The organism is Nocardiopsis sp. RV163, assembly GCF_001029525.1.
In the GTDB taxonomy this organism is placed as follows: Bacteria; Actinomycetota; Actinomycetes; order Streptosporangiales; family Streptosporangiaceae; genus Nocardiopsis; species Nocardiopsis dassonvillei.
This window is the reverse complement of sequence record NZ_LEKI01000147.1, coordinates 1-14,602: the sequence shown is the minus strand read 5'-3', so window position 1 is coordinate 14,602 and position 14,602 is coordinate 1. Positions and strand designations below refer to the sequence as shown.

The 14,602-nt window shown below is 71.4% G+C and carries 12 protein-coding genes; 6 read left to right on the top strand and 6 right to left on the bottom strand.

The features are described 5' to 3' along the window. Positions 1-102: 102 nt before the first annotated feature. Positions 103-801 carry a ribonuclease HII gene (locus ABD54_RS21170; protein ID WP_047871272.1) on the bottom strand — a complete coding sequence of 233 codons (699 nt, stop codon included), beginning with the start codon at positions 799-801 and terminating at the stop codon, positions 103-105. Positions 802-1,002: 201 nt separating this feature from the next. Between ABD54_RS21170 and ABD54_RS21165 the strand changes: the two genes are divergently transcribed. From ABD54_RS21165 to ABD54_RS21155, 3 genes are all read left to right on the top strand, one after another. After that, the gene (locus ABD54_RS21165) at positions 1,003-1,575 is read left to right on the top strand and encodes a DoxX family protein (protein ID WP_047871270.1); all 573 of its coding nucleotides are present in this window, start codon (positions 1,003-1,005) and stop codon (positions 1,573-1,575) included. Between the two features lie 77 nt (positions 1,576-1,652). Then, on the top strand, positions 1,653-2,309 hold the full coding sequence (locus ABD54_RS21160) for a hypothetical protein (RefSeq protein WP_047871269.1): 657 nt from the start codon (positions 1,653-1,655) through the stop codon (positions 2,307-2,309). A gap of 197 nt (positions 2,310-2,506) precedes the next feature. Beyond that, positions 2,507-2,698 (top strand): hypothetical protein, encoded by a 192-nt coding sequence (locus ABD54_RS21155; RefSeq protein ID WP_017565304.1) that lies wholly within the window; start codon positions 2,507-2,509, stop codon positions 2,696-2,698. A 62-nt stretch (positions 2,699-2,760) separates the two neighbouring features. On the opposite strand, the gene ABD54_RS21150 is transcribed toward ABD54_RS21155, so the two are convergent. Beyond that, the gene (locus tag ABD54_RS21150) at positions 2,761-4,227 is read right to left on the bottom strand and encodes an SPFH domain-containing protein (RefSeq protein WP_047871268.1); all 1,467 of its coding nucleotides are present in this window, start codon (positions 4,225-4,227) and stop codon (positions 2,761-2,763) included. Continuing rightward, positions 4,228-6,042 (bottom strand): SPFH domain-containing protein, encoded by a 1,815-nt coding sequence (locus tag ABD54_RS21145; RefSeq protein ID WP_047871267.1) that lies wholly within the window; start codon positions 6,040-6,042, stop codon positions 4,228-4,230. It abuts the gene before it with no gap. Positions 6,043-6,327: 285 nt separating this feature from the next. On the opposite strand from ABD54_RS21145, the gene ABD54_RS21140 reads away from it, so the two are divergent. Then, entirely contained in the window at positions 6,328-6,633 is a 306-nt protein-coding gene (locus ABD54_RS21140; protein WP_047871266.1) for a hypothetical protein, read from the top strand. A gap of 66 nt (positions 6,634-6,699) precedes the next feature. Here the strand turns inward: ABD54_RS21140 and ABD54_RS21135 are convergent, their stop codons facing one another. Then, positions 6,700-10,749 carry a vitamin B12-dependent ribonucleotide reductase gene (locus ABD54_RS21135; RefSeq protein ID WP_047871265.1) on the bottom strand — a complete coding sequence of 1,350 codons (4,050 nt, stop codon included), beginning with the start codon at positions 10,747-10,749 and terminating at the stop codon, positions 6,700-6,702. Positions 10,750-10,856: 107 nt separating this feature from the next. Further along, complete coding sequence (nrdR, locus tag ABD54_RS21130; RefSeq protein WP_047871264.1) at positions 10,857-11,342, bottom strand: transcriptional regulator NrdR; 486 nt, start codon at positions 11,340-11,342, stop codon at positions 10,857-10,859. Between the two features lie 654 nt (positions 11,343-11,996). Here nrdR and lexA point away from each other — a divergent pair. Both lexA and ABD54_RS21120 read left to right on the top strand, forming a co-directional pair. Further along, positions 11,997-12,716: a transcriptional repressor LexA gene (lexA, locus tag ABD54_RS21125; RefSeq protein WP_047871263.1), complete on the top strand. Its 720-nt coding sequence runs from the start codon at positions 11,997-11,999 to the stop codon at positions 12,714-12,716. A 107-nt stretch (positions 12,717-12,823) separates the two neighbouring features. Next, positions 12,824-13,915 carry a S9 family peptidase gene (locus ABD54_RS21120; protein WP_047871262.1) on the top strand — a complete coding sequence of 364 codons (1,092 nt, stop codon included), beginning with the start codon at positions 12,824-12,826 and terminating at the stop codon, positions 13,913-13,915. A 13-nt stretch (positions 13,916-13,928) separates the two neighbouring features. On the opposite strand, the gene ABD54_RS21115 is transcribed toward ABD54_RS21120, so the two are convergent. Then, positions 13,929-14,555, bottom strand: a complete 627-nt coding sequence (locus ABD54_RS21115) for a hypothetical protein (RefSeq protein WP_047871271.1) — start codon at positions 14,553-14,555, stop codon at positions 13,929-13,931. Positions 14,556-14,602: the final 47 nt, after the last annotated feature.

The following is a 14,602-nucleotide window of genomic DNA, read 5'->3' as shown; positions in this document are numbered from 1 at the left end:
CGTCCACAGCCACAGCCTTGCCCCAAGTGGGGCGGATGTCCAGTACGGGACCGCGTGTCGTGCCCCCTGGCGGGGGCCGCCCGGGGGTCGCGGATCCGGTGCTCACAGCAGGGGGATCTGCCCGCCGGGAGCTGGGCGGACCCTGCGCATGTGCTTCCATCGGGGCAGGTCGTCGAGGTAGGACCAGCTCATGCGGTGGTGCGGGGTGGGCCCGGACTCGGCCAGGGCGGCGCGGTGCACGGGCGAGGGGTATCCGGCGGCCCGCTCGAACCCGTAGCCCGGGTGGTCGGCGGCCAGCTCGGCCATGAGGGCGTCGCGGCGGACCTTGGCCAGGATCGCGGCGGCGGCGACGCTGACACAGGCCAGGTCGCCCTTGACGCAGGTGCGCACCCTCCAGGGGCGGCCGATGAAGTCGTGCCTGCCGTCGAGGATGACGGCGTCGGGCCGCGGGGAGAGCGCGTCCAGGGCGCGGCGGGAGGCCCGGTGCAGCGCCTCGGTCATGCCGACCTCGTCGATCTCCTCGGGTGAGGACCAGCCGAAGGCGTGGTCGGCGACCCAGGGGCGCAACTGCTGGGCGATCTCCCGGCGGCGTCCGGGGGTCAGGCGCTTGGAGTCGGTCAGGCCGGGGGGCGGGGCGCCCTCGCCGGGGACGGCGGCGCAGACCAGGAGCGGACCGGCCCAGGCGCCGCGGCCCACCTCGTCCACTCCGGCGACCACCCGCGCGCCGGAGGAGCGGAGCTCGTCCTCCAGCTCGTAGGTGGGTGCGGCGGGCGGCGGGGCGGGCGTGGATGTGGTCGGCACGGTGTCCACCCTAGGGCGTGCGGTGCGGAGGCCGTTCGGGACCCGGGGCGCGGACGGTCCCGCCGGGTGGCACCGCTCCCGGACAGGACGGCCACGCGAGCGCCCTTTCACGCGACTCGCCGGGCACCACGAGAGGCCAACGGCCATGACTTTGTGTAGTTTCCGCTTGTCAGGACCGCCGTCCGCCCGGGAGGAATGGGCATGCAGCGCGCCAGGCCGTACCCGCGGCCACGGATCTCCCGGGGACGCCTCTACGACGTCGTCGCAGCCCTCGTCCGGGTGGGCGTCGGGTGGATGTTCACCGAGTACGGGCTCGCGCTGCGCGGCCGGGAGGCCTCGGTGGCCCAACACCTCGACGCCGCCGGACTGGGCGTGCTGTCCCCGGTCGCCGGGACGCTGCCCGCCCTGTTCGTCGCGCTCTCGATCGCCTTCGCCGTGGGCCTGCTCACATGGCTTACCGGTCCCCTGCTCGCCGTCGCGGCGGTGCTCGGCGCCCTCACCGCGGGCTCGGCCGACCTGGCACCCCTGTCCTCGTGGGGAACGACGTCGCTGGTCACGGCGGTGTGCGCGCTGATGGCCGTGAGCGGCGGACGTTGGTCCTGGGACCACCTCGTCCTGGCACCGCGCGTCGGCGTGCGGCGCCGCGAACACCGTGGTCAACCGTCCGCGATCCGCGGGAGCGGCGGCGGCGTTTCCTCCCGCCTCCCCGAACACGCCCCTCCACTGCTCTATCCTGTGGAGCAGGCCGTGCTTCGGCGGCCGTATCGACTGTGACGCGGCCCCCTGTGGCCCTTCTTCCCGTTCGCTCCGGGTCCGCGTCCCCATGACACGGATTCGGTGGAGGAAACGCCATGTCCGCCGCGGCTTCCGGCCCGACCCCCGACAGGTCCCTGGCCAAGCTCATCGAGATCGCCGAGAAGCCGACGCTCGGCCAGCGACTGATCAGCTGGGCCTCCCGTCCGCCAGGTCGGCTCTACATCCCCGCCTGCGGCGTGGTCGGCCTGGTCCTGCTCTTCGAGGACAGCGTCCCCGGCGGCCACCTGCCCACGTTCGTCATCGCCCTGGTGGGCGGTCTGCTGCTCGCCGGCATGGGCGCTCTGCGCCTGGGCATCGCCCTGGCGGTGGCCCGACCGATGATCCGCTACTACTGGCTGCGCTGGGTGTCCGCGCCGGTGATCGCCGCCGCCGCGATCGGGCTGGCCGTGGCCGACGTCCCGCTTCAGAGCCGGATCAGCGCCTCCTCCGACCAAATGCTCTCGCTGCGCGAGGACACCGACGGCCGCACCTCCATTCCGCTCAACGGCGAACGGGTGGGGCTGTACTCGCTGCGCAGCGTCTCGGCGTACGACGGCGTCACCCACTACGCGGTGGAGGGTTCCGGGCTGTTCAGCCCCTCGGGCCTGGCGCACAGCGCCGAGCGCATCCCCGAGGGCGTCTTCGTCCCCGGGCAGGGCTCCAGGATCTACGAACACGTGTCGGGCGACTGGTACGTCTGGGTCAACCACTGACCGCGCCCGCGCGGCCGTGACCCGCCCGCCGCGCCACCGCGCGGCGGGCGGCCGCGTTTTCACCCCGGCCTTGCCGCCCCTTGTCCCCCTCCAACCCTGCTCTCACCCTCGCCGGGTACACAAGGAGACGCCCCCCGAGGGGGAGAGCCGCAGGCCCTCCCTCCCCGGCAGCGCCGCCAAACCCGAGGAGAGGCCCCATGCGCGAGTTCGCGCTCACCCTTCACGTGCGCATCCACGACTCGATCACCGCGCTGCGCCGCGCCCACGCGCTCGGCGACGACGACTTGGCCAGCGCGCAGGCGGGCGAGGTCGAGGACCTGGTCGAGATCGCCGCGCGAAACGGGATCGACATCGCCGGGGGCTACTCCTCCCTCTCCCCCGTCACCTGATCCCGCGGACACGGAAAGGCCCCGCGCCCGGCGGACCGGTCGCGGGGCGCGGGGCCGCCGGGTCAGCGGCGTCCCTGTCCGCCGTACCCCTCTCCGCGCTCGAACTGCTCGCGCATCGCGGCGCCCTGCTGGCGCTGGTACTCGTCGGCCATCTGCTGCTGGCGCTCGGCGGCAGCGGCGACCGCGCCCTGCGCGGAGTCCAGGACGTCCCTGGTCCCGGCCGAACCACCCGAACCGCCCAGCGGCGCCCGCGCGCCCCGGCCGTCCATCACCTGCGGCAGCAGCTGCGCGGTCAGCAGCGTCGACAGCGCCGAACCGTCCCCCGCGCCCGCCTCGGTCTGCACCACCACCGGGCGCGGGGCGCGCCCGGCCAGGGTGGCGCCCACGTCCAGGCGGCGGCGGGCCAGCTCGTACTCCAGCACCGCCCGGTTGTCCCGGTAGGCCGTGGCCAGGCGCTCCTGCGCCTTCGCCTCGTTCTCGGCGGCCACCAGGTCGGCGCGCCCGCGCGTCTCGATCTCGTAGCGCACCCGCTGCGCCTCGGTCTCCTGCTCCTCCAGCATCTGCGCCACGTCCTTGCGCGCCTTGTTGAGGGAGGCGTTGACCTCGACGATCTTGGCGTCACGGGTCTTCTTGGAGCGCTCGATGTCCATCAGCAGGGTGTCGATCCGGCGCTTGCGCGTCAGCTCCCACTCCTGCTCGTAGGCCACCAGCTCCTTGGCCACCCGCTCCCGGGTGGACAGGTGCTGCTGGTACTGGCTGGGCAGCTGCACGTCGGGGATGTTGCAGCCGGTGATGCGCACACCGTACTTCTCCAGCTGACCGTTGAGCAGGCGGCGCATGTCCTCGACGTTGGAACCGCGCAGGTCGTAGGCGGACTCGGTGTTGACCAGGCGGCTGCGCTGGCGGATGGCGTCCTGCACCGCGCTGGAGAGCACGAGGTCGAAGTTGCTCGCGCCGATGATCGTCACGAACCGGATCGGATCGGTGATCTGGAACTTGAGGAAGAACTCGATCGACTTCAGCGGCACGTTCTCCCGCGTGGGGCAGGCCAGGACCGGCGCCGTGTAGGGGATCTCCGTGCGGGTGTCCACCACGAAGTCCACCCGCGACCACGGGTGCCACAGGTAGTGGCGGCCCGGACCGATCGGCTTCACGATCGCGCCGTACTTGGTGAGGATGCCGTGCGTGCCCTCCTCGATCTCGATGATCGAACCGCGCCACCACCACAGGCCCGCCACGACGATGCTGAGGACGCCGACGATCAGGGTCGGCACGGCCAGCACGACGTAGGCGACCCCGAGGACGAACCCGCCCGCCGAGGCGTTGAGGGCCATCATCAGCGCCGAGCACAGGGCGAAAAGGCCGAACCAGACCAGGACGGTCCACCGCAGGCCCCGGTTGTCGCGCGGTATGACCACGGGGACGATCGCGCCCTGGTCGCCGCCGCGCAGCAGACCGGCCAGGTCACCCCACGAGGCGAGGGACTCCTTGATGCTGGAGCCGCCGCCGGCGTTCACTGACACGCTCATCTACTGACCTCCCTCGTCTGGGCCGGAGCCCTGGGTGCCGCGCGACCACGGCGGCGGGGGCGGACCCTCCTGGGACCGGTGGGGGGCGCCCGAGGGCGGCGGTGCGTCGTCCGGCGGCCCTGAGGGGCCCCGGTCCCCTGGGGCCCCGTGCCGACCGTGCGGTTCCCGGGCCCCCTCGGGCGCCTGAGGTTCCTGGGGCGCCTCGGACATGCGCTCGTCGATGGCCTGCTCGGAGACGGACTGGCGGATCTCCTCGACCAGCTCCTCCCCCGGGTCCTCGCCCCGGCCCGGCTCGGACCTGGGCTCGTCGGCGTCCCGCACCAGCGCGCTGATCTCCTGCTCGCGCTCGGCGATGCGGCCCCGGATGTCGCCGAGGCGGGAGCGGATGGCGTCCATGTCCTCCTGCGAGAACAGGGCGGTGTCGGCCTGGCCGATGATCTCCTGGGCGATGCGCAGGTAGTCGACGCTGGCGGCGTCGCCCGACCCTATCCGCAGGACCTGCGGCAGGCTGTCGGCGACCGCCTCCAGCTTGTCCAGGAGGGTCTCGCGGAAGCGGTAGTTGAGGATCTCGGGGGCGTCGGCGGCGCTCACCGCGCGGATGTCCAGGGCCTGGGCCTGCAACAGGGCCGCGTTGGCGTTGGCCTCGGACTGGGCCTCGACGAAGCGCTGGTGGGCCAGGGAGCGGGCCCGGTTGGTCTCGCGCTCCAGTGCCGTGTCCATCTGCGCCTGGTACTGGGCGATGTCGGCCTGGATCGCGGACAGGGTCTCGTTGAGGGTCGCCAGCTCCTTGTTCAGGTCGCCCTCGTTCTGCTCCTTGCGCAACTGGAGCTCGTACTCGAAGGTGTAGGCGTCCTTGGCGACGCGGACCATCTCCGGCGCCGCCAGGTCCATCCGGTACTCCTGGTTGGAGGGCTCGGCGTGGGTGATGTTGGCGCTGGTCAGCTCCACGATCCCGCTGAACTGGCGGTTGAGCTGCTCCACCAGGCTCTGGGTGTTGTCACCGACCATGTCGTAGATGGCCGAGGCCTGCTGCTCGTAGATGAGGCTGCGCGTGGTCTCGCTGATCGCGTTGTTGAGCTTCTCCTGGAAGCCGTTCACGCCGCCGAGCGTGTAGACGAAGTCGGTGGCGTTGACGATCCTGAACTGCACGAACAGGTCGATGGAGGCCTGCACACCGCTCTTGGTGGGCGCGGAGCGGATCGGCGCGTTGAAGGGGTACTCACGGGTGGTGTTGACGATGTAGGAGACGCGCTTCCAGGGGTTGAAGAGCGTGACCCGCCCCGCCTGGAAGACGTTCTCCATCTTGCCGAAGCGGGTGACGATCGCCTCGCAGCCCTCCGGCACCATCACCATGCCCTGGCGCCACCACATGAACACGGCCACCGCGATGGTGATCAGCCAGTAGTGGACGCCGAAGACGGGGTTGATCAGGGGGTTGCCGCCGCTGACCGCCTGAGGAACCAGGACGGTGACGGCGCCCAGCACGCCGAGTGCCACCAGCGCGATGGCCGGGAGCATCGTGACGAAGGTGCGTCCGCGGGGGATGACCATGGGGCAGATGACGTGGACCGGCCCGCCGTCTCCGCGCTCGTAGTAGCTGCGGTTGATCGCCTCGCCCGCGTTGTTGAGGGAGGTGCTCTTCTGCTCGATGCGGGTGCCGACGGAGTCACCCTGTTCACGGGCGGCGACGAAGTCCCGGGGGTCGAGGCCACCGCCCTCGGTGGCCTGTTGCAGCGCGTCGGACACCGCCTGGCGCGGATCGCCCCCCTGGGCGACGGCACCGGCCGCGCCGCGCACGGTCTGCGCGAACGACATAGGCATGGGCTCCTTGGTCGGAGGTCGGGAACTATCGACTACGACGTCGCGTACGGCGGTCCGGTTCCAGGTGGGGACCTGTCCCGTGACCGGAGGGGTCGTAGCGGACAGCACCAACCCTGTCATGAGACGCGTCCGGAACCCAGGGCTGTAGACCGGAACGTGACGGGGGCGCGCCCTCGGGACCGGTACGGGCGAGCCGGGCCACACCGCCGCCGGAAGGCGGATAACGTCGTCGTCACACCCAGCCACCGGCTCCGGCCGCAGCGAGAGGGGACACCGTCCATGCCCGCAGTACCCAGCTCCGTCCTGACCACCGCGGGCCTGATCGGCGGCTACACGGTGGCCCGCGCGACGGGCAACCGCCCGCTGGGCGGAGCAGTGCTGGCCGCGTTCGGCGCCGCGGCCTTCGAGACCCGGCGCCGCCGCTCCGGGGTGGGCGCGGCGGTCGCGCTCACCGGCGTGTACGTGGGCGCGTTCGGGCTCTCCCACCCGCTGGCCAAGAAGGTCGGCGCCTGGCCCGCCGTGCTGGGGGTGACCGCCGTGACCGCCGCGGTCGCGGCCGCCTCCGGGGACCTCGACCGCGGCTGACACGGGACCGGGGTGCCGGGGAGGGGGACGGCTCCGCCCCTCCCCTGGCGGCCCGTCCGACGCCGGTCAGCTGCAACCGCTGGTGGCTCCGCAGCCCTCGCAGGCGTAGCAGCTTCCCGACGGGCGCATCTTCGTACCGCAGGTCACGCACAGCGGCGCGTCCGCCACGAAGCCCTTGCCCTCCATCAGCTCCGCGGTCGAGTGCGCCCGGGTCGGCCGCTCCGCCACTGTGCGCGGCTCCCGCGCGGGGGCGGCCGGGGCCTCCTCCGGGGCGTCCGCCCCGCGGGTGGCGGCGGACTGGGCGTAGGACTCCACCTGCGTGGCGACCTGCGCGGGGTCCTCGCCCGCCACCTGCGCCTGGCGTTCGGCGGCCGACAGCACCCCCAGCGCGGCCCGCTCCTCGTAGGGCAGGTGGTCCAGGGCCAGGCGGCGGAAGATGTAGTCCACCACCGACTGTGCCATGCGGATGTCGGGGTCGTCGGTCATGCCCGCCGGGTCGAACCGCATGTTCGTGAACTTCTCCACGTAGGTCTCCAGGGGGACCCCGTACTGCAGTGCGATGGAGATCGCGATGGAGAAGGCGTCCATCACCCCGGCCAGGGTGGACCCCTGTTTGCCGAGCTTCATGAACACCTCGCCCAGACCGTCGTCCGGATAGGAGCCCGCGGTGATGTAGCCCTCGGCCCCGCCCACGGAGAACGACGTGGTCTCGCTCGGTCGCTTCTTGGGCAGGCGGCGGCGGACCGGGCGGGGCGCTTCGGCGGCCTCCGCCTCGGCCTCCTCCTCCCGCGTTCCGCCGGTGGACAGCGGCTGGCCAACCTTGCAGTTGTCCCGGTAGACGGCGAGCGCCTTCAGACCCATCCGCCAGCCCTCGAAGTAGATGTGCTCGAAGTCCTCGACCGAGGCCCCCTCCGGCACGTTCACCGTCTTGGAGATCGCGCCGGACAGGAACGGCTGCACCGCGGCCATCATCCGCACGTGGCCCATGGGCCGGATGTAGCGGCGTCCCATCGCGCAGTCGAACACCTCGTAGTGCTCGGTGCGCAGGCCGGGCGCGTCCACGACGTGGCCGTTCTCGGAGATGTACTCGACGACGGCCTCGATCTGCTCGTCCTGGTAGCCGAGGTTGGCCAGCGCGCGCGGGATGGCCTGGTTGACGATCTGCATGGAGCCGCCGCCGACCAGCTTCTTGAACTTGACCAGCGAGAAGTCCGGCTCGATGCCGGTGGTGTCGCAGTCGAGCATGAAGCCGATGGTCCCGGTGGGCGCGAGAAGGCTCGCCTGGGCGTTGCGCCAGCCGTTGCGCTCACCGGTCCTGAGGCACTCGGCCCACTCTCGGGTGGCCGCGGCGTGGATCGGCTCCTCCAGGGTTCCGACGGTGCGCAGGTCGTCGTTGGCCGCGGCGTGCTTGCGCATGACCCTCTTGTGGGCCCGCTCGTTGCGCCGGTAGCCGTCGTAGGGGCCGACGACCCCGGCCAGCTCGGCACTGCGCCGGTAGGCGGCACCGGTCATCAGCGAGGTCACAGCGGCGGCGACGGCGCGCCCGCCCTCGGAGTCGTAGGCGTGGCCGGTCGCCATGAGCAGGGCGCCCAGGTTCGCGTAGCCGATGCCCAACTGCCGGTAGGCGCGGGTGGTCTCGCCGATCTTCTCGGTGGGGAAGTCGGCGAAGGTGATGGAGAGGTCCATCGCCGTGATGACCAGTTCGGTGAGCGCGGTGAAGCGCTCCACGTCGAAGGTGTCGTCCCCTCGCAGGAACTTCAGCAGGTTGATCGAGGCCAGGTTGCAGGACGAGTCGTCCAGATGGAGGTATTCCGAACAGTTGGCGACAACAGTGCCGCCCACGATGTAGGAGTGGTTGCGCGGCTCGGTCAGGTTGTACGTGGTTTCGAAGCCCCGTGAACGCCTGGACACCAGACGTACCGTCGTCTTCGTCCCGTACACGCGGCGAAAGTCCAGAGCTTCCTTGAGCTTCTCGCTCTTGCTCTCCAGGGAGAAGCCGATGAGGGCGGAGAACTGCCGCATGGACTGGGCCGAGATCCGCAAGTCGAAGAACGGACCGTCGCTGCCGCAGGAGACGGTGCTTCCGTCCTTACGGGTGCGGGAGAACGAATCCGGCTCGCCCTCGGAGGTCCCGTACACGCGACTGGCTACGCCGAACGGGGCGAGGAGTTCCTGAACCTCGCGCGCAAGCCGCTCCGAACGGCTGACCAGACCGACGTAGCGCGTCCCGCTGACTCGCTGGTCCACCGCGCGTCCGTGGGCGTCGAACAGCCCTTGGAGGAATTCCAGCACGGTCTCCTCAGGAGCCTCGAAGAGCGACGGGGGCACCGACGCGTCGGCCGCCCGGGCTCCCAGGCCCAAGGCTCGCACGAAGCTGACCATGGCGCGACGCGTGACCCTGAGCTGTCGGGTCCCGTCCGGCTGGAGGCTCGGCTCACTCCGCTGCCCGGTAAGGCGCTCGATGAGGGCCCGGTGGCGGGGAAGGACGCCCTCCTGCTCCTCCGCCGTGCCGTAGACGGTCACCACCGCCTGGTCACCGACGGAGCCGTCTCCCGCGAGCCAGCCCAGGTAGTGCGCCAGGTCGGGGTCCTCGTCCCACTTCTCCGGCAGACGCAGGGACCGGACGCCCGGGGAAGCCGCCGCCAGCCGTGCCGCCTCCAAGGCGTCCCGGGGGATCTGCGGCACCGGGTTCGACCGGGGCGCGTACTGGAAGGACCGGACGACCCGGTCGTCGGAGAGCAGCTTCTCCGCGTGCACCCAGCCCCTGTTCTCGGTCCACATCCGATGGTTGGGGGTGCAGCGCAGAAGAGAGCCGTCGGAGAAACGCAGTTCGAGGATCTCGTTGGTCCCCGTAACCATGTACTGGGTGGGGACTGTCGCCACCACAGCGTTCTGGGCGTCCGCCTCGGCGGTGACGTCGTTGGTGTACACGGCGAAGGTCTCGCCTTGGGCCGCACGCTTGACCAGATCACCGATCGGTATGTGTCCGCGATCCGTCAGCACACGCTGATCAGCCGGAAAGCACGGGTTACTCGCACTGATACGTCCGCTCTCGGGCGTGGTGTGCCAGTCCTGGATCGTGCCGTCGTACTGGATACCCGGGTCCGCGCACTCCCAGGCGGCCCTGGCCATGCGCTGGAACAGCTCCTTGGCGTCCACTGTGGCGACGACCTCGCCGGTGGTGCGGGAGGTCAGGCCGAAGTCGGATCCGCTCTCCACGGCGCGCATGAACGCGTCGGAGACCCGCACGGAGTTGTTGGCGTTCTGGTACTGGACGCTGAACATGTCGTCGCCGCCGAGGTCGACGTCGAACCCGGCGTCGCGCAGGGCACGGATCTTGTGCTCCTCGCGGGCCTTGGTCTCGACGAAGTCCTCGATGTCGGGGTGGTCGACGTCCAGTACGACCATCTTGGCGGCCCGGCGGGTGGCTCCGCCGGACTTGATGGTCCCGGCCGAGGCGTCGGCTCCGCGCATGAAGGAGACGGGGCCGGAGGCCGTCCCGCCGGAGGAGAGCAGCTCCTTGCTGGAGCGGATGCGCGACAGGTTCACACCCGCGCCGGACCCGCCCTTGAAGATGATCCCCTCTTCCTTGTACCAGTCCAGGATCGACTCCATGGTGTCGTCCACGGAGAGAATGAAACACGCGCTGACCTGGGCTTTTGAACTCGTACCGACGTTGAACCACACCGGGGAGTTGAAGCTGAACAGCTGGTGGGAGAGGGCGTGCTTGAGCTCGTGGTCGAAGACCTCGGCGTCCTCCGCGGAGGCGAAGTAGCCCTGTTCGCGGCCGGTCTCGGTGTAGACGCCGACGACGCGGTCGATGAGCTGCTTGAGGCTCCACTCGCGTTCGGGGGTGCCCACCACGCCGCGGAAGTACTTGCTCGTGACGATCTGGGTGGCGTTCATCGACCAGGAGGAGGGGAACTCCACCCCGCGCTGCTCGAAGTTGACCGTGCCGTCGCGCCAGTTGGTCATGACGACGTCGCGGCGCTCCCACTCCAGGGAGTCGTAGGGGTGCGTCCCAGGAGAGGTGAAGACGCGCCTCACCCTGATCCCCTTGCGGTCGCCCTTGCCCTTGACCTTGCGTCCGGCCGGACCGTTGGCGGATTCCGTCATCGCCGGGTCTCCCCTCACTCATGGGCACGGCCACCGACCGTGCCCGGTGTCCTTGTCCCGGGAGTGGTGTGGCCCCGCGCGCGGTCGGCGTGCGGCCGCGGGGGACGCTACCCCGTGGTGGCGCCGCTGCGGCCGCCGGTCTCGGCCTCGCGGTCCTGGCGCAGGCTGGCGATCTCGGCCTCGAAGTCGGAGAGGCTCTCGAAGCCGCGGTAGACGCTGGCGAAGTGCAGGTAGGCGACCTCGTCCAGCTCGCGCATCGGCCCCAGGATGGCCAGGCCGATCTCGTGGGCGGGGACCTCGGCCAGGCCGCGGCCGCGGATCTCCTCCTCGACCTGCTGGCCGAGCTTGGCCAGGGCGTCCTCGGAGACGGGGCGGCCCTGGCAGGCCCGGCGCACCCCGGCGATGATCTTGGTCCTGCTGAAGGGCTCGGTGACCCCCGAGCGCTTGGCCACCATCAGCAGGACGGTCTCCTGGGTGGTGAACCTGCGCTCGCAGACGGGGCAGGACCGGCGGCGCCGGATGGCCGCGCCGTCGTCGGTGGACCTGCTGTCGATCACCCGGGTGTCCGGATGGCGGCAGAACGGACAGTGCACCCTGGTTCACCTGCTTCTCTCACCGAACGACAACACCTAGGTACCACTAAACCACAACTTCTGGACAAGCATTCCTGTCGCAACACCAGATGTTGTGGCCGAACCTAGACTTCTTCCCAGCCCCGCCGCAACCCCGGCACGGGCGTGTCACGAACACGGCCGAGGGACCGCGCGGCATCGCGGTCCGCGGCGGCGGGGTGGGGCGGGGAAGCCGGTGCGGGCGGACTGCTGCGGGGGCGGCCCGGCACCGCGCTCAAGGATAGCGCCGACCGCCGGAGCCGCCGCTCCCGGCGGCGGGCACGGGAATCCCGACGTCACGGGGATTTCGGTCGGGCCGACGCCCCGGGATAAGACCCCTGCGCCTGGCCGGAACCGCTGTCGCGGACACGCGTTCGCGCATTCCGGGGACAACAGCGCGTGAACGCGTGTACACACGTAAGTGCAGGCCGGAAATTGACCGCGAATACGCGCGACGGCAATTCTCCCCTGCCTCGAACGCTTGTTTGATATCACCGTGTGCAACGACTAAAGTTGACCTTGATTTCACACCGGTTTCGCCATCACGTGGACCCCCAGGTCGGCACGGTCGCGGACCGGGGGTGGCCAGTCACACAAGCAGGCCCTGACCGAACCGAATGCCGAGGAGGCCCGGCCGTGCCGGAGGAGAATCCCGGAACCGCAGATACCGCCACCGTTCTCGCACCAGCGGAGAACGCGGGCGGGTCCACGCCCGAAGCCCCCAAACTCACCGCGCGCCAGCAGAGCGTGCTGAACTGCATCCAACGCTATGTCCGGGAGCGGGGTTTCCCCCCCTCGATAAGGGAAATCGGGGAAGCGGTCGGCCTGTCCAGCCCGTCCAGCGTGGCGCACCAGCTCAAGGTCCTCCAGCGCAAGGGTTACCTGCACCGCGACCAGAACCGGCCGCGCGCGGTGGAGCTGCGCACACCCGGGCGCGCCTCGGGGCAGACGCTGGTGCCCGAGGACATCGACCTCTCGCGCGCCGCGGCCGTGCCGCTGGTCGGCCGGATCGCCGCCGGCGGTCCGATCCTGGCCGAGGAGTCGGTGGAGGACGTGCTCGCCCTGCCGCGCCAGCTTGTGGGTGAGGGACGCCTGTTCATGCTCACCGTGGTCGGCGACTCGATGACCGACGTCGCCATCACCGACGGCGACATGGTGGTGGTGCGCCAGCAGCAGGACGCCAACAACGGCGACATCGTGGCGGCGCTGCTCGACGAGGAGGCGACCGTCAAGGTGCTGCGCCGCGAGGAGGGCGGCCACGTGTGGCTGATGCCGCGCAACGAGGACTACGAGCCGATCAACGGCGACGACGCCACCATCCTCGGCAAGGTGGTCGCGGTCATGCGCCGCGTCTGAGGTGCCCGGGTACCCGCGTCCCCGGTCCCCCTCCCCTCGGAGGGACCGGGGACGCTTCCCCTGTGGACGGCGCGGGGCCGACGGGCGCGGGCCGCTAGGCTGAGAAGGTGTTCACACGTGCCTCCTCCCCCGCCGTCCGCTGGCGCACCGCACTGGCCGGTGCGGCGAGCGCCGTCCTGTTGACCGCCGCCTGCGCCCCCGCCGACGACGGGGCCGCCGAGGCGCCGGGGGCCGGCGGCGTCGAGCGCGAGGTGGCCTTCGAGGGCGGCGGGCACGGGGTGTCCGGCTCGTTCCGGATGCCCCGGGAGGTCTCCGGAACCGTTCCGGGCGCGCTCATCATCTCCGGCAGCGGTCCCACCGACCGCGACGGCAACAGCTCCGTGCGCCCCGACGCCGACACCAACCAGAACCTGTCCCGGGTGCTCGCCGACGTCGGGGTGGCCTCGCTGCGCTACGACAAGTACGGCAGCGGCCCGGACTTCGAGACGCCGGGCCCCGGCGGCGAGGTCGCGCCGGTGGACCCGGTGATCTTCGACGAGCAGGTCGCGTCGGCCTACGAGGAACTCGTCTCCCAGCCGGAGGTGGACCCCGGGCGGGTGGTGGTCGTCGGGCACAGCGAGGGCGCCCTGTACGCGCTGCGCGCCCACGAGCTCATCGGTGCGGAGCACCCCTCCCCCGCGCTCGTGCTGGCCGCGCCCCCCGGTTCGCGCTACCTCGACCTGATCGACCGCCAGCTCACCGAGCAGGCGCGCGCCGCCGAGGCCTCGGGCCAGGTGGAGGAGGGGCAGGTGGTCCAGCTGCTCTCGGACTCCCGTGCCGGACGGGCCGCGATCAGGTCCGGGCGCGCGCTGGGCGAGGTGGAGATGCCCAGCGGAGGCGTAACTGGCGTCTACACCCCCGCCAACGAGGACTTCCTGGCCTACATGGACGCCTTCGACCCCGTCGAACTGGCGGAGGGCCTGCCCGGGGGCACCCCCGTGCTGGTGCTGTGGGGGGAACGGGACGCGCAGGTCTCCCGGCAGGACGTGGACCGGCTGATGACCGGTCTGGACGGAGCGCGACGGGTGGACGTCCCCGACGCCGACCACATCCTCCGCCGCTACCGGGACGAGCCCGGGGCCACCGTCCTGGACGCCCAGCGCCCGTTCGCCGAGGAGGTCTCACCCGCGCTGGAGGAGTTCCTGGGCGCGGCCTGGTAGCCGCGCCGGGGCCTCACTCGGGGATGGAGTCCGGCAGCGCCTCGGCCACGGACAGCGCGAACTCCTCTGCGCCCGCCACCATGCGATCCCGGTCGCCCGGGTCCTGCGCGTCGTAGCTGGCCGCCACGGTGTAACAGGTCTCCAGGTACAGGTTGGACACCCGGGCGCCGACGCAGGCGACCGTGTACGGGTCCTCCTGGACCCAGGCCACCGCCTCCTCGCCGACGCCTTCCAGCTCCTGAGCGTCGTGCTGGGAGGTAGTGGTGCGCAGGTTGTCGGCGGCCGTCGTGACGCCGCCCGGGTCGGGGGCGGCCACAGCCACCATCGTCGCGGTGGCCGGGACCTGTTCGCCGGGGCCGCCGGGGGTCGCCCACCGGCACTGCCAGCCGGAGCCGAACGCCTCCTGCGGGCCGCCGACCGGCTCCTCGACCTCCAGTTCGTGGTCGGGCACCAGTTCGTCCAGCGTCCCGTTCTCGGCGACGGAGCACTCGGGCGCCGCCCCGAAGGCGCTCGCCTCCGGGGTGTCGCGCGCCACCACGTACCAGATCGCCCCGGCGGCGAGCACGACCAGCACCAGCGCGGCGGCGACCACGGCGGCGGTGGCGCAGCCCCGGCTCTGCGGTTGGACGGAGGCCACCACCTCGGGTGCGGGCTGCTGGGGGTGGGGCTGCCGCCACGGGGCACCGG

What these genes read in the sequence shown, in the direction of transcription:
- ABD54_RS21165 (WP_047871270.1), top strand. Translation starts at nt 1,003, where the DNA reads ATGCAGCGCGCCAGGCCGTACCCGCGGCCACGGATCTCCCGGGGACGC.
- ABD54_RS21160 (WP_047871269.1), top strand. Translation starts at nt 1,653, where the DNA reads ATGTCCGCCGCGGCTTCCGGCCCGACCCCCGACAGGTCCCTGGCCAAG.
- ABD54_RS21155 (WP_017565304.1), top strand. Translation starts at nt 2,507, where the DNA reads ATGCGCGAGTTCGCGCTCACCCTTCACGTGCGCATCCACGACTCGATC.
- ABD54_RS21150 (WP_047871268.1), bottom strand. Translation starts at nt 4,227, where the DNA reads ATGAGCGTGTCAGTGAACGCCGGCGGCGGCTCCAGCATCAAGGAGTCC.
- ABD54_RS21145 (WP_047871267.1), bottom strand. Translation starts at nt 6,042, where the DNA reads ATGTCGTTCGCGCAGACCGTGCGCGGCGCGGCCGGTGCCGTCGCCCAG.
- ABD54_RS21140 (WP_047871266.1), top strand. Translation starts at nt 6,328, where the DNA reads ATGCCCGCAGTACCCAGCTCCGTCCTGACCACCGCGGGCCTGATCGGC.
- ABD54_RS21135 (WP_047871265.1), bottom strand. Translation starts at nt 10,749, where the DNA reads ATGACGGAATCCGCCAACGGTCCGGCCGGACGCAAGGTCAAGGGCAAG.